Raw genomic sequence first — 16715 nt, forward strand, 5'->3', positions numbered from 1 at the left:
AGAATGCGGCCAAAGGGTTCAGTTGGCGCAATAGAGGAAATTATGCTAAAAATGGGCAACCGTTTTCCTTATTCCTTCACTTTATTCTCACCTCACATATGGAGCGCACACTCATCCTTTTGAAGCCGGACGCCGTCGAAAAGAAAATCTGCGGCAAAGTTATCTCCCGTTTTGAAGACGCTGGTCTCACGATCCGCGGCTGCAAGATGATCCACCTCAGCCCGGAAATCCTCCGCAATCACTACGCACACATTGCAGATAAGCCGTTCTACCCGGAAGTTGAAACCTTCATGAGCTCTAAGCCCGTGATCGCTCTCGTCCTGGAAGGAAACGACGTCATCGGCCAGATCCGCGAAATGCTCGGCGTGACCGATTCCACCAAGGCCGCTCCCGGCACCATCCGCAACGAATTCGGCGTGGATATGATGATTAACGTCGCACATGCGTCCGATGGACTGGAGGCAGCTACATCGGAGATCAAGAGATTCTTCTCAGACAGCGAGATCTTCGAGTACTAAACAATCCTTGCAACGACAAAAAGGCCCTGGGAGACTGGGGCTTTTTTATTATTGTTTTTTCACAGGCTTCGTCGTCTTCCCATACCGCTCCGCCGCTTCATAACTCAAATCAAAAATCTGTTTCATGGCATCCGCGATTTCCTGGCTTTCGATGATGATCCCAAGTTTTTCTTTCCACGACGTGATATTGATCTTGTTATCGTAGAACTGGATCTCAGGTTCCCAATAGTATTTCTCAGCGGGGATAAGAGCGCTTTGGCGTAATTCCTGGGCATCTCTTTTTTGCGCTTCCTGTGCTGCAGTTGTATCCGGGTGAATGGCCTTCATGGGGATATTCTTCTTCGCACGACGCTTAAAGTACGTATTGAAATATTCCGGTTTTACCTCGAGCAAAGGATCGTACGCAGACCATGAACGTAGGCCTTCTTTGGATGTCAGTGTGTCTTCGTAGACTTTTTCCAGACCCGCGATCCCTTCATAAAAAGTAATGCGGGGCCGATTTGTTGCCCAATGACGGGAAGATAATTCTTCGCCGTATTCACTCAGGAGTTTCAGCTGATTTTCCACTTCTTCATCGGTACGTAGCTTTTTGAATTTGAGCATGCGCTCCAGATTTTCTTTTTTCTCCGTCGCATAATACTGCGTATTCACACGCGTGGTTTTCACCATCAATCCCTTCTTCACCAGATTATCCAGCATGCTCCGCACCGTATTACGGGGCAATTCGCACATACGGGCAATGTGAGACGCGGGCTGCGCACCCAGCTCCAGGCACTTCTGGAAAATTTTGATTTCCTTTTCCGTGAGCTGAAAGGTTTTGAGAAAGGTGCGAAGCATAAGACTTGAAAGGAAAAAGAAGTATAGGTGACGAAAACTGATCGTCAATTTAATTATGGCGAACCATTTTCGTCAGGAGGTGTTTTTGGCTTTTGGCTCAAAAGTAATCTATTTATTACCTATTCCTTTAATAGACAGATACCAATAATTATTTCAATTTAGAGTTTATGTCATGTCTATACATGCACCCAGTGTCGTTCTTGCCCAGCCGCAGGCTCCGTATGGACCACATATTATGACGCCCGGACCTCTCTGGGTGGCAGGCGCGCAGTTACTGCAAGCAAAACCGGATATGGACCTAACATTCCAGGACGAAAACCTGCGTCCGCTCCAGGCAGACAATGCAGACATTGTGGGGTTCAATGCACTAGGTGCTCCTAATTTTCCGGAAATCATCAGACTGCTTGGCACACTGCGATCCGATCAGATGCGGGTATTGGGTGGACAGGTCATCAATGCACTAAGTAACGAAACCCGCGACCAAATCTTCGGTACGAATATTCTCTACGGCAATAATCTGCTGGAACTATGCACGGCATTGCAGATTGATATCCGCACACTCCCCGCTCCGGAAAAGACATCACTGATCCCTGTGTATGAACACATTGCAGATGAAGATTTGCGATCATATGTAACGCTAACAGTAGACGGGAAGCTTTTGCCTAAAGAGATCGCATTTTACCTATCACAAGGCTGCGGCTTTAACTGCAATTTTTGTGCTGCAGTGAAAAATACAAAAGAGCGATATCGGGAAACGGACGTAATAGAAAAAGATCTGCGGTATCTGATGACAAAAGCAAAAGGCTTTGGAGTGGAGCGACTGGAAATGTATATCAGCAATCTGGACCTCTTTCAGACGCCAGCCAAATTAAAAGAATTTGCAGAGACAGTGGAGAAACTTAAAGCGGAATCGCCGGGCTTTACTTTCGGCATGCGCGGACTCGCGACCACAACGGCATTCACTCATTGCCGTACTTCTCATCCGGATATTCTGGAAGCCATTCAAAAGGCAGGTTTGCATACGCTTGGGTTTGGTATTGATGGAACGGAAGCTACATGGGCACTGATGAATAAAAAACACAATCAGGAGACCAATACGATGCCGGCAATTTTGGCCTGTATGGAACATGGGATTACACCCGAAGTCCTGATGGTTATTGGTCATCAGGAAGAAACGGAAAAAGACATGATGGCCGCATATCAAATCACCAAAAAGCTGTCAGAAGAAAATGGTGCAATCTCTCGCCCGCATGTGTGGAAACCGCTCCCGGGAAGTGATTTTTGGAAAGAGTATTCCCGGGGGAAAATTATGGATCTTCTCGTGAAACATCCGGATGCATTTACGGCATTCGATGTTCTCGCTGCACCATCACCAGTGAGTCATGCAGATGAAGATATCCGACGCACCGTATCGGCATATAATGAACGTTATCTAGCACTTCCCAGTAACAGAACGGCATCTATCCGACCACTTGGATGGTGGCTTTCAGAAGAACAGGTACTGGAAAATAAGGCATGGAATCATGGCAAATGCGATCGCTGATTCAGGCATGATCCTGACACCCGCACTCCCCGCCCCCGCAATCACAAGCATCTTTCCCCTGGCAGCAGCTTTTCTTTTTCTGCAGATCCTCCGGCAGATCCAATTTGAATCGACCCTCACGGAAATCCACTGTCGCGCCACCGATGCTGAATAAGGTGATGGGTGATGCGAAGAGAGAAATACCCGGAACATCCGCGCAATCAAATGTCTTATCTGTTGATGCGGCTTTTTCGAGAAGCTCCATCGAGAAGCCACCATTTTCGTCGAGCCCGACATTCAGTCCCCACCCCGCTTTCCCCTCCGCCTCCAGAATCGTTTTCAGCTGAAGGGCCGCCTCTTTGGTAAGCGTCAGTGTCTGCGGGCGCTCCGGCTTATCGTCAATCATCACATTCAGATCGGTCACAAGATCATTTAAATCTTCGGAAGAAAACCCATGCGACATGCATCCTTCCTCCAGCGTTTCATACGCATTTGCGCTGCAGCTGAAGCAGCTCAGTCCATATTGAGCCAAAAGTCCTGCACTGTCTGGCAGCAATGCTAAAATTTCCGCAACCCGCATCGTCCGGTAAATAACCGGCCTCCCGGTGACCGGTGACCGGTGACCGATATTCTCATCAGACTTTTTATTCTCCAGAATTTTCTTCCCGGCCACTGGTTTTCCTCTAGTTGCTGACATATGCTCATTCTACATGAAGTCCACACGTTTCTCCGTCATTATTCTCCCGATTCTTACCCTTTTTGTGGGGTGGCAGCTGGGGCTGAATACGACCATTATCAAAGGTGAATCGCCGGACCTGGGCACATCTTCCCAGACAGGCAGCGGCACCGTCCGGTCAAATCCCGAAAAAGAAGCGGATATCTCGCTGCTTTGGACGACGTGGAAACTACTGATGACACACTACGTGCATCCGGAGGAACTCATCACACAGAAAATGGTGCAGGGCGCCGTCCGCGGCATGGTCGCTGCTGTTGGCGATCCCTACACGCTCTACATGACCCCGAAGGAAAACACGGAATTCCACGACATGCTCGACGGACATCTGCAGGGTATCGGTGCGGAGCTGTCTTTGACGGATGGCATTGTCGTCATTCAGAACGTCATCAAAGAATCACCTGCCGAAAAAGCGGGCCTGCTTCCGGAAGACAAAATTGCGACCATTGATGGAAAGACCTACGAAAACATGACGCTGGATCAGATTGTCGGCAAGATCCGCGGCCAGAAAGGAACATCGGTCACGCTCACCATTATCCGCGCTGGCGAAGATGCACCGCTGACCTTCACGCTTATCCGTGACGACATCCGCGTGCCGAGTACCGAATATGAAACGAAGCAGACAGCAGCAGGAACAGTCGGGCTCCTGACCATCAATGAATTCGGAACCGATACCGTGCGCGAGATCCGCACCATTCTGAATGGCCTGGATCAGAACACCATCAAGAGCCTGATTATTGATCTGCGCTATAACGGCGGCGGCTATCTGGATGGAGCGGTGAGCTTGTCGTCCATGTTCCTGAAAGAAGGAAACGTGGTGACCGTTGCAGGACGTGATGACGACAATGAAGTGCACGCTGTGAATGGCAAGCCCATCTTGCCGACCATCCCGCTGGTCGTACTGATCAATCAGGGCAGCGCGAGCGCATCGGAAATTTTTGCAGGCGCCATGAAAGATCACGGCCGCGCAACCATTATCGGCATGCAGAGCTTTGGAAAGGGAACGGTGCAGGAAATTCTTGATCTCCCGGGAGGAGGCAGTCTCCGCGTCACGATTGCCCGCTGGCTGACTCCAAACGGCACAGACCTGGGCAAAGTCGGCATCACCCCGGACATTGTCGTCGACCGTTCCATCGAACAGATCCGCGCTAAGCAAGATCCGCAGCTCGACGCAGCGCTGGAATTCCTGGCGACCGGAAAAGTAGTAAAGGTAAAGACGGGAACGGGCTCCACTTCGAACTAATCATCTTTTACAGATGATCGAATCTCTTAAGCGCACCCTTTCTTTCATGACCCCATTACCCATAACCAATAACCCATAACCTCTCCATCAAACAGACACAACAATCTCCCATCCTGTAGCTTTGAAGGAAGACGAACTCTATACTAGCACCCGTGCTCCGCCTCCCTGCCAACCTCGAGCGTCGTCTCGCTGAGCTCTTCCCGAAAATCCGGGAACGCGAGAAGTTTGTCTCTGATCTTTTGGAAGAGGCACTAACAGGCCGTGAACCCATGGATGAAAACCCAGAAATGATCGGCGGAACGCTCCACCTTTTTTCTGATGGAGGCTCGCGCGGCAATCCCGGACAAGCCGCCATCGCTGCCATCCTCGAAGATCCGACGCACGGGAAAGTACTGGAAGACTACAAGGAGAGAATCGGCATTGAGACCAATAACGTGGCTGAGTACAGAGGACTGATTGAAGGACTCAAGATGGCAAAGAAGTATCAGCCCAATCGCCTCATCTGCCACCTGGATTCTGAATTGGTCGTGCGGCAGTTAAACGGCCAATACCAGGTAAAAATGCCGACGCTCAAAGTATACTTTGATGAAGTACAGGCGCTGGCCGCCGAATTGCCGGACGTGGTCTTCACCCATATTCCGCGTGAGGATAACCACCGCGCGGATGCCCTCGTGAACAAAGCGCTCGACGAAATGCCGGCTCCTGTGCACCCTCTGCAGACTCCCCCGATGCAACGAACCCTGTTCCCGTCACCGTCAAACCAGAGTCAGAGACCGGGTGACGCGTATAGAAGCGGACTCAGGCCGCCATCGCGATACTGAAAACATCAAAAAATCCCCTTCGAATTTCGCATTTTGAGTTTCGCATTTTTCCTCAGACTGTCACAATATCCGCGTGTTTCCCCGTCCTCTCCTCGGAATCATCGGCATCGTCGGAATCCTCGGAATCTTCCCGTCATCCGCAGAAGCCGCAGTGCTGAATCTGACGTATCATCACAAACACTTCCTCTTTACCGTGACTGCCGGCCGTCAGGCTGCATGGACCGCACCGCAGGAAGTGTGGACATATAACGGAAAGCCCGTGACCCCGCCTCAGGAATTACGTGCTGATGGAGATAGTGCGCCGTCCATCCCCCCAGGATTCCAGAAAAAAACAGAGGCAACGTATAACCGGGCGGCCATTCTGCAGACACTGCAGCAGGTTGTTGCAGCGAACCTCAACCGCGAGCCGGGAAAAGTGACCATCAGCAAATCCGCCAGTGGCACTATTGTCTTTGATGGCGTCGGATTTCCGGGAGTGAAAGTGGATCTGGATGCAGCAGTCGATATGACGATCGAAGCGCTCAAAACCGGAACCGTACATATTATTCTGCCGGTCACGGAAACACAGCCAGCCGTGACGGTGACTGATCCGGAACTGGAGGCGCAGGGCGTGAAGGAGCTCGTGACTGTCGGGGAATCGGACTTCAGTAATTCCCCGAATAACCGCCGGCACAATATTGCGGTGGGACTCAGTAAATTCCAGGGGCATCTCATCCCGAAAGACTCCGTTTTTTCTTTCAACGAAACACTCGGTCCGGTGGATGGATCGACGGGGTACCTGCGTGAGCTTGTGATCAAAGGCGACCAGACTGTGCCTGATTATGGCGGAGGCCTCTGCCAGGTAAGTTCGACTGCGTACCGCGGCATCTGGGAATACGGCTTCCCCATCGTGCAGCGCAGAAACCACAGCTACATGGTGAACCACTATCTGCCGCAGGGAACAGACGCAACAGTGTATCCAGGTGTCATCGACATGCGGTTTAAAAATGATTCTCCGGGCGCTCTCGTGATGCAGACCTATGCCGAAAACGACCGTGCATATTTCCTCTACTACGGCACAAAAGATGATCGCAAAGCAGACGTTCTTGGTCCCTTCATCTGGGATCAGCGTTCTCCTCCTCCCGATAAAACCCAGCTCACGCTCGACCTCAAGCCCGGTGAGCGCAAAAAAGTCGGCGAACGTGTCTCCGGTGCCCGCGTCGCGTGGTTCCGCACAGTGGAACAGAATGATAAAGAGACCACCGAGGGTACCTACTCAGTCTACTCCGCCCGTCCGCTCTTCTACCTGGTCGGCACAGACAAGCTCCCTGTAACCGGGACGGGTGGCGCCCTCCCGGATGTCTTCTTGGATGAATAAAACTCCTCGTACTCTTCGTCATCTTCGTACTCCTCGTCTTCCTCTCAACTACATTTCCGCCGCCACCTCACTAGCTTTCAACGGCCTATTCGTCTGATCCGTCACAATCAACGACACGAAGTGGTCCATTATCCCCATCGGGTGAGAGAGTCGGCAGAGCGTATTGAGCGACGATGTTTTTGTCGCTGTTTCCACAAAAATCTGGGCATCTTCCGGGAGCGACCCAAACCGCGGATCCTGATGACTGGAGGGGAGGAGCCCCAGCAAAAAAAGGAGGCGGATGCTGAATGCTGAAAGAGGATCGCAGTCATCGGACGGCGCGAGCGCCATGAACTGCAGCAGAAGATCGAACACGCGTGGCAGCGGTTCATCATCATCTGTAAGCGCGAGTAGTAATTCTATCCCCCGCTCGAGGCGCATGAAGGTGGAGAACGTCGAAAGATCAATACTGATGTTTGTCATCGGAACCGCACCGGTGATCACGCTGCCATGATCGCTGACTGCCAGCTGGAGTGACACATGCCGGAATGGTAAGACTGTTCCCCCGAGCCTGCTCGTCGTTTTCCGAACACCCTTCGCCCGCGCCGCCATGCGTCCGCGCTCTTTTGTAAACAGAATACAGAAACGGTCGGCATCACCGATATCGACGGTGCGGAGAATGACTGCATCGACAGTGAGCGTTCGGGACATGCGATGATTGTACGGCCAGGGGCTTAAGAAAAGAATGCAACCGGTGACAATAATTTACGACCCGCGCCGAGGAAGGTTCCGATGTACGCAATAGCCGGCATCAGACAAAGTTCCAGCAACACAATCCACGGGAACACAAAGAGAAGCAACGGACGCACTTCGGTGGCAAATGCACGGAAAGGCGCTTCCATTGCAAGAGCAGGCATAAGGAATGGCAGGAGCGTCATGAGCGACCCGACGATGGCAGTCGCTATGATGGTGCCGGCCAGAAGCAGAATGGTCATTTCAGCAATGAAGGGTAGGAGCACACCAATGGGAGATGCTCCGAGCATATTTTCGACAAAGAGCTCATCACCATGCGTCCGCACTGTGCGGCTCACCAGTTCCAGCACAACAAACAGGAGAACGGCAAACGCCACGAACATGAAGATGTAGGTCACGGAGCGGATGGCGGCGGTCACAGACAGGAGATCGCGGATCTGGCGTTCCTGGGTATTCACGGTCGAGAGGAAGGTGGGATTGATGACCGATTGCCACTGATCCTGTTCAATAAACTGGCGGAAGGAATCGTAGGCATCAAGCGACTTGAGCGTGACAACGAAGGTGTCCGGGAACGGGTTCTCAAGCTGGTACTGGTCAAGGAATGCAGCAAGATCCGGATCACGCTTGCGCTGTTCGTTGTAGGCCTGTTCTTTGGTCACAAACGACACACTGCCCACATCGGGGTGTGCATGGACGGCTGCAAAGAATGTCTGGATATCCTGGTCCGGCGCATCGGCAATCGCTTCCAGACGGAGTGCCGCCTGAGACGAGAGTAATCTGTTTACGCCGTACACACTCAAAAGCATCACCACAAAAAGCTGGACGAGTACGAGGACTGCAGACAGCAGTGTGAGCGTTGCACCCCATGTCCGTTCGCGCTTCAAAAGAAGCAGCCCCCGCTTTAGGCCGCGCCGAATTCCGACCGATGAGTCCATGCTCTTTCGCATGGGTCTTAGTATAGTGTTCTTTCTATGAAAGCTTCAATGCAGAAAGAATTTTATGTTTTAAAAAAAACTTCAGATTATAGGAAGCAGGTTATAGGTTATGGGTTATGGGAGGACGATATATGTAGATAATCTCTTTTCAATGACCCCATAACTCATAACTCATACACCCATAACTCAAATCTGCTTAATCTGCTCCTCAATCCTATCAATCGCCGCCACACATTCACTCGCACGCAGATTGTGCGGCTCAAGATCGAGTGCGCGAAGGAAGAGTGCGCGGGCCTTCGAGAAATTTTTCAGTTCCAGGTACGCAACACCAAGGTCACAGAGTGTGAGCGTGTTTTCGCTGTCGAGGTTGAGCGCACGTTCAAGGGTGACCACTCCCTGCGGACGCTGACCGCTCTGGAAAAGCACCCATCCGAGGCAGCGCAGAATTTCAGGGTTGTTGGCCTTCAGTCTGTTCGCCTCTTTTAAGCGCACAAATGATTCCGCCCATTTGCTTTCTGCAGAGAGCAGGAAGCCGAGAATGTAATGACCGGTGTAGCTGGACGGATCGAGCGCGATCGCCTGAGTTGCCGCCACTTTGGCACGGCTGTAGCGCTCCAGACTCAGTTCATTATCTGCAATCTCCTCAAGAGCGGACACATTGGACGGATCCTCAAGAATCAGATCCTCAAGAATAAGAAGTGCCTCCTGATTTTTGCCGGCCATTTTCAGCTGCTCGGCTTTTTCCAGGCGCTCCAGAACGTTGGGGGGAAGCTGATTGTTGTCCATAGAGCGAGATTTTAGGCACAAAGAGAGGAAACACCAAGGAATTTTAAGAGGAAAATACGTTCCTCGTTCCCTCTCCTCTGGAGAGGGTGGCCCGGAGGGCCGGGCGAGGCAGTTCTTCATTCAATCCTTCTCTACGCCAAAAACGACGCTACCGTCCTATAGATGGCATACGCCCCCAGAACCACGGCAACGCTCATGACAGAACCGATCATGAGGTCTTTCCCACGCTGTTTAAAGTCCTCTTTCGCCCCCGCCAGCACAATCATAAACGCCCCCACCAGGAACATGGCCGTAGCCACCGTTGTAATACTGGCAGCAAGAAAGTCGATGATACGCTGCACAATGGTCGCAAAGTCGAAACTGGTGCCGATATCGACATCCAGCGTACGCTGTGCAGTTGCAACAGACGGCAGCAAAATGAGTGAAATGACAGAAAACCGACGGAATGCTGCGCGCATCATTGCCCCACTATACCACGGATTTTCTCTTGCCATACATTGCATAAACCGGAACATCCAGCCTAAAATGCATGCTCCATGAACAGAGACCCCTTTGAAAACGGACAAGACCGGAACGGCTTTGCCTCTCACACGCTGTCTGGTGCAAGACAGCCAGAACCCAAGCCCGAGAATTTGCGGATGATTGATAGAATGAGCAGGCGCCGTCGTATGCAAAACGGACAGACACTGAAGGAGCGTCTCTATGCAATCCGCGAGTGGATGCACCGCCGCGGCAGCCGCCGCCTGATGCGCGATGGCGTGCTTGTCTTTGGAGGTATCATGATGCTGTATCTCGGCTATTTGTGGATCACACTCCCGGATATCAGTGACCCGCAGAGTCTGACCGCCGCACAGAGCTCGGTGATTGTGGACAGAAAAGGAGTGGAACTCTATCGCCTCTATAGTGACGAAGACCGCACCTACATTCCCGGTGACCAGATTCCGGAACACCTGAAGAATGCCGTTGTCGCCATTGAAGACTCCCGCTTCTATGACCGCGGCTGTATTGATATGCGAGCGATGGCCAGAGTCGTCTTCCGTTTCGGACAGGCAGGAGGTGCATCTACGCTCACGCGTCAGCTTGCGAGAAACGCGCTCGACCTGACACAGGAAAATATTCTCAACCGCAAAATCAAAGAAATCATCCTGGGGTGTCAGCTGGAAAGCCAGTACAGCAAAGAGGATCTTCTGAACCTCTACCTCAACTGGATTCCCTTCGGAAAGAATGCCTACGGTATCGGCCTTGCGTCCAAGACGTACTTCAACAAAGAAGCAAAAGATCTCACACTTCCGGAGTCCGCCATTCTCGCAGCTCTCCCGCAAGCGCCCAGCTACTACAACCCGTACGGCAAGCAGGTCCGTACAACAGTGACTCCGGAGGTAGTGCAGAAAATTGCCGACGGACGCATTACCAACTCCAGCCAGATCCGCGATGAAGACTTCTGGATCGGGCTTCTTGGTGCCAATGTCGGCACGGGGAGTACAACGGTCTACATCGGTGGCCGTACCGATCAGGTACTCAAGAATATGGAGGACCTCGGGTACATCACAGAAAAAGAGCGGACAGATGCCATCGCCTCCCTGCTGACAATGACCTTCCAGCAGTCGCGCGAAGATATCCGTGCTCCGCACTTTGTCCTGTGGGTGAAGGATCAGGTACAGGAACTTCTGAACAGCGGCAGTGAAGACGGCATTCTGGATCAGGGCGGACTGCAGATTGAAACAACACTCGACTGGGACATGCAGCAGGCTGCGGAAAAAGCAGTCGCCGCAAAAGCCGCCGATATTGCCCGTGTCTACATGGCGCACAACATCGCGCTTGTCTCGGTGGAAACCGGCACCAATAATATTCTCGCGTACGTCGGGAACACCGATTACGCAGACGAAGAATTCAGCGGCAAAGTCGACATGGCGCAGGCGCCGCGCCAGCCGGGTTCCAGCTTTAAACCGTTTGTGTACGCACAGGCATTCGAAAAAGGCTACAGCCCCTCCACCATTATTTACGACGTCCCGACCAAAATCGGTACCGACGAACCGCAGAACTTCGACGGGCAATTCTGGGGTCTCCTGAACGTGCGCCGCGCACTGGACGGCTCCCGCAACATTCCCGCTGCAAAAGCATTCTTCATGGGCGGAGGAGAAGACAGCGTGCTGGCATTTGCTTCGCGCCTGGGTGTGACTGATCCTGCTGAACAGAAAAAAATTCGTACCGGCAGCGGCGGCGAACCGTATGAATTCGGATGGCCCCTGGCACTCGGTGCCGCCGAAACGCCACTCGTCCAGATGGTGGAAGGCTACGCAACATTTGCAAACGGAGGCATGCAGAAGCCGCTCAATGCCATCAGCAAAATCAAAGACCGCCGCGGCAATATTCTGTATGACGCCTCCACACAGGACGTTGGTGTTCAGGGAATCGACGCGCGCATTGCCTATCTTATTACAGCCGTTCTCAGTGATACCGCATCCCGTCCGAACGAATTCTGGCAGAACATCCTGAATGTCCCCGGTTATCAGACCGCTGCCAAAACAGGCACGAGTAACAAATGTATGGACCGTGCCGAAAGCGGCGGATGCACCGACCGCAAACCGTCCGATCTCTGGACCATCGGCTATACGCCAAACATCATTACCGGTGTCTGGATCGGCAACGCGGATTCCAAAGCGCTGTCCGAAAAAGCGGAGTCCCTCTCGCAGGCCGCCCCCATGTGGCAGGACTACATGATCCGTGCACACAAGCTGCTCGAAAATCCAAAGACCAGCTTCCCGATGCCGTCCGGCATTGTGCAGGCACAGATCTCCACCCTCTCCGGAGAACTTCCGACCGAATGCACCCCGATTGCCAATCGCCAGACCGATATCTTCCTGCAGGAAAATGCCCCGAGCAAAGAAGATTCCGCCTGCGTACGTTTGCTTGTCGATAAAGTGACGGGCCTTCTCGCGTCTGATGAATGTCCGGCGGAAGCGACAGAAATGCGCAGCTTCCTGAAGCCCACCAGCGTTCTCGCACAGCGTTTCCCGGAATGGGATCGCGCAGTGCAGGAATGGGCAAAGGGCAAGATGGCCGGTTACGATCCGCTCACCAACACCTTCTCCGGCTCTTCTCTTCCGCTACCTCTCGCACCGACAGAAAAATGCGAGCTCCGCATGACACCCGGCCGCATGGAAAAGCCGGAGGTCGAACTCACCTTCCCGCAGTCCGGAGACAGTGCCCCCTACCCCGCGTTCCAGCCGCAGTTTGAATCCAGCGTCGGCTCCAGCCTGCGATCTGTCGAGTTTTTCATTGATGATAAATCTGTGGGCGTGCTGACAGACTCCCCCTTCAAAGACCCCATCCGTGTTCCGAGAAGCATCAGTGAGAGCGGCACGCACACGCTCAAAATTGTCATCACGGATGAATACTACAACACCGCATCCGACGAGGTCAGTTTCCGTTTCGGAACAACAAGCGGCGGCCCGGATATCCGTCTTATCAGTCCGGCCAGCGAGACAAGCATTCAGAGTGGTGAGAGCCTCAGTATGAGCGCAAATGCAGACAGTCCCGCAGGCATCAAATATGTGGAATTCTTCCTGGATGGTCAGCTGCTCACCACAAAGCCGAACGCACCATACAATCTGAGTTACACCGTCACGCTTCCGGCTGGCACCTACACTCTCAAAGCAGTGGCAACGGACTACTCCAACAAGAAAGCGGATGATGAAGTCGAGGTAACTGTCACAGAGTGACGATCTCTTGCGAGCGGACAAAAGAAGAGTAGCGTCATCCCTAATGCTTTTGGAACTTGCTGAAGGCGGTTCTGAGATTCACTGCGACGCCCCTGCCGCAGTCCCGGAAGCGGCTCTTGCCATACAGAAAGAAGTGATTGTTTCAACAACCAAAGGGTTAGCCTGGTATCTTTTTCTGGATGATCCTGCAGATTATCAGGAGATTCTGGAGCAGGTACTGACACTAACAGACTATGCAGACTGCGAACGGAGTTTCCGGATCGGACTGAATAGGATACTGCGTTTTAATCCGTGGGTTCCGCAAAATCAGATTGATCTCGACCTGCGGGAAAACGATCCCGCCTTTGAAGAACACGTGAGTGACAGTTGGCGCGAGGCATATAAAAATGCGCTGGCAGACGTTATGCAGAAAATACTCAGGCCGTAATATCGGCATTCGTATACACCTGAGACACATCGTCATCCTCTTCGATGATGTCCATAAAGTGCATGACTTTTTCAGCGGTCTCAGCGTCCGACACTTCCGTTTTCTGCGTAGGCACATACTGCAATCCTGCTGCATCAATCACATAACCGTTCCCCTTCAGGAAGTCTCTGACCTGGCTCCAGTTGGTCATGTCAGTTGTTACAGTCAGCATGTCGTCATCCGCATTAATGTCTTCTGCACCAAAATCGATCAGTTCCAGTTCCATCTCTTCAAGCGGCTTCACTGTTCCCTTCTCCGGCTTACTGGCAGTGACCACACCTTTGCGTCCAAACATCCACATGACTGATCCACCGTCTGCAAAGCTGCCGCCGTTTTTGCTGATGGCGGTCTTTAAATTGCTGAGCGTGCGGTTCTTGTTGTCGGTCAGACATTCAATCAGAAATGCGGTGCCCCCGGGACCCATGGCTGCGTAGACAATTTCTTCCATCTTCTCCCCCTTCAGCTCCCCGCTTCCTTTTTTGATGGCACGCTCGATGTTTGCGTTCGGCACGCTGTCTGCTTTCGCGTTGTCGATGACCGTGCGGAGAGACGGGTTCATGCTGGGGTCTCCACCACGCTGTGCCGCGATTTCAATCAGCTTTGCATGACGCGTAAACACCTTGCCGCGCTTTGCATCGGCAGCGCCTTTTTTCACGCGGATGTTGTGCCATTTGGAGTGACCGGACATAGGAGAGTGATGGAAAAGGTTTCCATTCTAACGCGTTCGGCGCGCAGAAAAAAGGCTGCCACCTAGACCTGCATAATACAGATCTAGATGGCGGTGATCAGTCGACGACAAACGTACGCCATGCTGGCTACGCCAATAATGCTTCCTCCTGCGTATCAAAGATATCGAAGTACCTATCCAGAGCCACAAAATGGATCACGAAAGCATTGAATTCTGTCAGGTTACACAACCTGACCTTGGATCCTCCGTCGAGCATTTTCTGCGCGAATGCGCAGAGATTCTGCCGTGTATTTGCACTAAGACTCGTCACAAAAACACAGTCGATGAGCAAATGACGCGGGCTCTCTGGTGCAACCGCACTCAATGCATCACACAGCGCTCCTGGGTCAGGAATATCTGGAGTGAGAATGGTCGCAATGACCATAGTTCCAGCATCCTCAGTTCTCAACAGTGAACACATACGAGACCTTTCGCAAACGGGGGTAAAGTGAGAAAGACCGACTGAACCCGCATACTATACGCCTCCGGTAAGTATAGTAAAACATACAAAAAGGCAGCCTTGCGGCCGCCTTTTTATTCACGTCATCCTGAGCGGAGTCGAAGGATTACTTGCGATACGCAAGCATTCCCATAAAGCGCGCGCGTTCGACGCCCTGCTTGAGCATTTTCTGGTGGCGAAGACAGACGCCGCTGTAGTAACGCTTGCGGATGTTTCCGAAATAGTCGATGAACGGCTTCATGATGGGGTAGTCCTTGTAGTCGACATATTTGACCTCTTTGTCACAGAAGGTGCACTTCTTGAGACGTGGGTCGGAACGGTTCTGATTCTGATTGCGAGCCATATTCGTAAGGGTAAGGGTTGAGGTTAAAGAGTGAAGAATAGAAATTACATGTTGAGATCCTTGTCAGAAATCAACTTATCAAGCTCCTGGGTAATAGCGGCACCGGACATCGGCGTGGCCTTTACCTCCGGCTTCTCCTCTTTCTTGGTCTGGCGCTTTGCCTTGTCGACCACCTGCTTCTTCAATCTCTCTTCTTTGTCCATCGTCGCCTTCTCCTGCATCAGTTTCTCCTGATCCTTCCACTTCAGATAGTTATCTGCATACGGAACAATCTGATAATTCTTGGGCGGCTTCACAATCATGTGACGGAGCATGCCCTTCAGGATACGGAGTTCTGTATCCACATCCTTCACCTTGGATGGGTCCATGTTGTAGTAATAGATAATGAACGTTCCTTCGGTGTAGCCACCGATCTTGTACGCAAGACCACGGCGTCCCCAGACGTCTTTCATGACCTGAGTCGCACCGGCTGCTGTAAAAATATCCTCGATGCTCTTCTGGAGCGTTGTTTCCTCTTTCTGGTTCATCGGAAACGGATAGAGAACCGCAACTTCATAGATGCGCGGCTCGTTGTCTTCGTCCAGTTCCAGGACCGGGGCTGCCTTCTTTTTGGCAATTTCCTTCAATGTAGCCATAGAATTCGTGGGTAAATCCAACGCTAAAATGAGGTTGGAGAATCAAATGGGGACGCGAGGATAAGGGGACTCCGGCCTGGAGTCAAGTTTTCACGTCATGAGCCTGCTCTATAAGGAAGAGGCTGTAAGCGTCACCGTCGTCTCGTACACCCCGTTCGGCACAATCGCCGTCGCCCCGACTTCCGCCCTGAACTGCAGGATCTGCGTGGATCCGGCAACTGATGTACGGGATGCGCGCGATACAACGGTGTAACTACCCGTTCCAACATTCAACCATTTATCGGTAGAATTATCTATTCCCCACTTCACATCGGTATCCGTACTGGTTGAACGCAATCTTCCTCCCCAACGGGAATCGGTGGCAGCAACAGACCATGTCTGCGGCGTATCGGTCACCGTTGGTGAAAATGGACGAATGACAGAGGTATGGGGTGGCGTCGTAGAAATGAGCGATCCGGTATTCACGCCACCACTTCCCGTCCGAACCTGCCAAATCAACGCATACCCCGCATCATGATCCGTAATAACCGTGCAGGTATTATCCGCAGTTGCCTGTCCATTCATGGTAATGGTCCCAAGGTTCGTCAGATCTTCACAAGTTAAAGACAGAAATGTTCCTCCATCCGGCTGCCGGTACCCTGCATTCAAATCATAATTACCCGACCGTCCGAACCCGATATTAGATTCTCCGATTGTATCGTCTAAAAGATAATTCGTGGACTTTGCACCGTCTCCGCCCCCACTACTCACCACATCACTCGGAATCTGATAATTGGTTGTTTTGGCACGTTCAAGCTGCTGTGCATGGGTTTGCGTTATCAGGATCCCCAGGCCGAAGATGACCGCACAAGTCCGTCGCACGGCAGGAAGTATAGGGT

The 16715-nt window shown here is 52.2% G+C and carries 18 protein-coding genes; 7 read left to right on the top strand and 11 right to left on the bottom strand.

The window, feature by feature from the left end; all coding sequences use genetic code 11:
- Positions 1–98 precede the first annotated feature (98 nt).
- Positions 99–518 (top strand): nucleoside-diphosphate kinase, encoded by a 420-nt coding sequence (gene ndk, locus K8942_05810; GenBank protein UPA22532.1) that lies wholly within the window; start codon positions 99–101, stop codon positions 516–518.
- 48 nt (positions 519–566) lie between these two features.
- On the opposite strand, the gene K8942_05815 is transcribed toward ndk, so the two are convergent.
- A complete protein-coding gene (locus tag K8942_05815; protein ID UPA22533.1) occupies positions 567–1355 on the bottom strand; it encodes a hypothetical protein in 789 nt (262 codons plus the stop codon).
- A gap of 172 nt (positions 1356–1527) precedes the next feature.
- Between K8942_05815 and K8942_05820 the strand changes: the two genes are divergently transcribed.
- On the top strand, positions 1528–2898 hold the full coding sequence (locus K8942_05820) for a radical SAM protein (GenBank protein ID UPA22534.1): 1371 nt from the start codon (positions 1528–1530) through the stop codon (positions 2896–2898).
- A 1-nt stretch (position 2899) separates the two neighbouring features.
- Here K8942_05820 and K8942_05825 read toward each other — a convergent pair whose 3' ends face one another.
- Entirely contained in the window at positions 2900–3574 is a 675-nt protein-coding gene (locus K8942_05825; GenBank protein UPA22535.1) for a DUF1858 domain-containing protein, read from the bottom strand.
- A 13-nt stretch (positions 3575–3587) separates the two neighbouring features.
- On the opposite strand from K8942_05825, the gene K8942_05830 reads away from it, so the two are divergent.
- The 3 genes from K8942_05830 (at position 3588) to K8942_05840 (ending at position 7031) form a co-directional block, all read left to right on the top strand.
- A complete protein-coding gene (locus tag K8942_05830; GenBank protein UPA22536.1) occupies positions 3588–4853 on the top strand; it encodes a S41 family peptidase in 1266 nt (421 codons plus the stop codon).
- 152 nt (positions 4854–5005) lie between these two features.
- Positions 5006–5674 carry a ribonuclease HI family protein gene (locus tag K8942_05835; protein UPA22537.1) on the top strand — a complete coding sequence of 223 codons (669 nt, stop codon included), beginning with the start codon at positions 5006–5008 and terminating at the stop codon, positions 5672–5674.
- A gap of 73 nt (positions 5675–5747) precedes the next feature.
- A complete protein-coding gene (locus tag K8942_05840; GenBank protein ID UPA22538.1) occupies positions 5748–7031 on the top strand; it encodes a VanW family protein in 1284 nt (427 codons plus the stop codon).
- A 48-nt stretch (positions 7032–7079) separates the two neighbouring features.
- Here K8942_05840 and recO read toward each other — a convergent pair whose 3' ends face one another.
- The 4 genes from recO to K8942_05860 all read right to left on the bottom strand — a co-directional run bounded on the left by recO (position 7080) and on the right by K8942_05860 (position 9945).
- On the bottom strand, positions 7080–7721 hold the full coding sequence (recO, locus tag K8942_05845; GenBank protein ID UPA22539.1) for a DNA repair protein RecO: 642 nt from the start codon (positions 7719–7721) through the stop codon (positions 7080–7082).
- A 23-nt stretch (positions 7722–7744) separates the two neighbouring features.
- Positions 7745–8710: a permease-like cell division protein FtsX gene (locus K8942_05850; protein ID UPA22540.1), complete on the bottom strand. Its 966-nt coding sequence runs from the start codon at positions 8708–8710 to the stop codon at positions 7745–7747.
- Positions 8711–8884: 174 nt separating this feature from the next.
- Entirely contained in the window at positions 8885–9484 is a 600-nt protein-coding gene (locus K8942_05855) for a tetratricopeptide repeat protein (protein UPA22541.1), read from the bottom strand.
- Positions 9485–9615: 131 nt separating this feature from the next.
- Positions 9616–9945, bottom strand: coding sequence for a hypothetical protein (locus tag K8942_05860; protein ID UPA22542.1), 330 nt, complete (start codon positions 9943–9945; stop codon positions 9616–9618).
- 75 nt (positions 9946–10020) lie between these two features.
- Between K8942_05860 and K8942_05865 the strand changes: the two genes are divergently transcribed.
- Positions 10021–13206, top strand: a complete 3186-nt coding sequence (locus K8942_05865) for a transglycosylase domain-containing protein (protein ID UPA22543.1) — start codon at positions 10021–10023, stop codon at positions 13204–13206.
- A gap of 43 nt (positions 13207–13249) precedes the next feature.
- Complete coding sequence (locus K8942_05870) at positions 13250–13633, top strand: hypothetical protein (GenBank protein UPA22544.1); 384 nt, start codon at positions 13250–13252, stop codon at positions 13631–13633.
- Here K8942_05870 and K8942_05875 read toward each other — a convergent pair.
- The 5 genes from K8942_05875 to K8942_05895 all read right to left on the bottom strand — a co-directional run bounded on the left by K8942_05875 (position 13623) and on the right by K8942_05895 (position 16698).
- Positions 13623–14360, bottom strand: a complete 738-nt coding sequence (locus K8942_05875) for a YebC/PmpR family DNA-binding transcriptional regulator (protein UPA22545.1) — start codon at positions 14358–14360, stop codon at positions 13623–13625. The two genes, K8942_05870 and K8942_05875, sit on opposite strands and share 11 nt — an antisense overlap.
- A 127-nt stretch (positions 14361–14487) precedes the next feature.
- Positions 14488–14784 carry a hypothetical protein gene (locus K8942_05880; GenBank protein UPA22546.1) on the bottom strand — a complete coding sequence of 99 codons (297 nt, stop codon included), beginning with the start codon at positions 14782–14784 and terminating at the stop codon, positions 14488–14490.
- A gap of 181 nt (positions 14785–14965) precedes the next feature.
- Positions 14966–15202, bottom strand: a complete 237-nt coding sequence (rpsR, locus tag K8942_05885) for a 30S ribosomal protein S18 (protein UPA22547.1) — start codon at positions 15200–15202, stop codon at positions 14966–14968.
- A gap of 44 nt (positions 15203–15246) precedes the next feature.
- Entirely contained in the window at positions 15247–15837 is a 591-nt protein-coding gene (gene rpsF, locus K8942_05890) for a 30S ribosomal protein S6 (GenBank protein ID UPA22548.1), read from the bottom strand.
- A 108-nt stretch (positions 15838–15945) separates the two neighbouring features.
- Positions 15946–16698, bottom strand: coding sequence for a hypothetical protein (locus K8942_05895; protein ID UPA22549.1), 753 nt, complete (start codon positions 16696–16698; stop codon positions 15946–15948).
- Positions 16699–16715 lie beyond the last annotated feature (17 nt).

The organism is Candidatus Peribacteria bacterium (assembly GCA_023038255.1).
In the GTDB taxonomy this organism is placed as follows: domain Bacteria; phylum Patescibacteriota; class Gracilibacteria; order Peribacterales; family Peribacteraceae; genus CALREJ01.

Excerpts from the sequence above, each read along its gene's own strand:
- rpsR (UPA22547.1), bottom strand. The coding sequence starts at position 15,202 with ATGGCTCGCAATCAGAATCAGAACCGTTCCGACCCACGTCTCAAGAAG.
- K8942_05825 (UPA22535.1), bottom strand. The coding sequence starts at position 3,574 with ATGTCAGCAACTAGAGGAAAACCAGTGGCCGGGAAGAAAATTCTGGAG.
- recO (UPA22539.1), bottom strand. The coding sequence starts at position 7,721 with ATGTCCCGAACGCTCACTGTCGATGCAGTCATTCTCCGCACCGTCGAT.
- K8942_05875 (UPA22545.1), bottom strand. The coding sequence starts at position 14,360 with ATGTCCGGTCACTCCAAATGGCACAACATCCGCGTGAAAAAAGGCGCT.
- K8942_05880 (UPA22546.1), bottom strand. The coding sequence starts at position 14,784 with ATGGTCATTGCGACCATTCTCACTCCAGATATTCCTGACCCAGGAGCG.
- K8942_05815 (UPA22533.1), bottom strand. The coding sequence starts at position 1,355 with ATGCTTCGCACCTTTCTCAAAACCTTTCAGCTCACGGAAAAGGAAATC.
- K8942_05870 (UPA22544.1), top strand. The coding sequence starts at position 13,250 with ATGCTTTTGGAACTTGCTGAAGGCGGTTCTGAGATTCACTGCGACGCC.
- K8942_05865 (UPA22543.1), top strand. The coding sequence starts at position 10,021 with ATGAACAGAGACCCCTTTGAAAACGGACAAGACCGGAACGGCTTTGCC.
- K8942_05850 (UPA22540.1), bottom strand. The coding sequence starts at position 8,710 with ATGCGAAAGAGCATGGACTCATCGGTCGGAATTCGGCGCGGCCTAAAG.
- K8942_05855 (UPA22541.1), bottom strand. The coding sequence starts at position 9,484 with ATGGACAACAATCAGCTTCCCCCCAACGTTCTGGAGCGCCTGGAAAAA.
- K8942_05830 (UPA22536.1), top strand. The coding sequence starts at position 3,588 with ATGAAGTCCACACGTTTCTCCGTCATTATTCTCCCGATTCTTACCCTT.
- rpsF (UPA22548.1), bottom strand. The coding sequence starts at position 15,837 with ATGGCTACATTGAAGGAAATTGCCAAAAAGAAGGCAGCCCCGGTCCTG.
- ndk (UPA22532.1), top strand. The coding sequence starts at position 99 with ATGGAGCGCACACTCATCCTTTTGAAGCCGGACGCCGTCGAAAAGAAA.
- K8942_05820 (UPA22534.1), top strand. The coding sequence starts at position 1,528 with ATGTCTATACATGCACCCAGTGTCGTTCTTGCCCAGCCGCAGGCTCCG.
- K8942_05860 (UPA22542.1), bottom strand. The coding sequence starts at position 9,945 with ATGATGCGCGCAGCATTCCGTCGGTTTTCTGTCATTTCACTCATTTTG.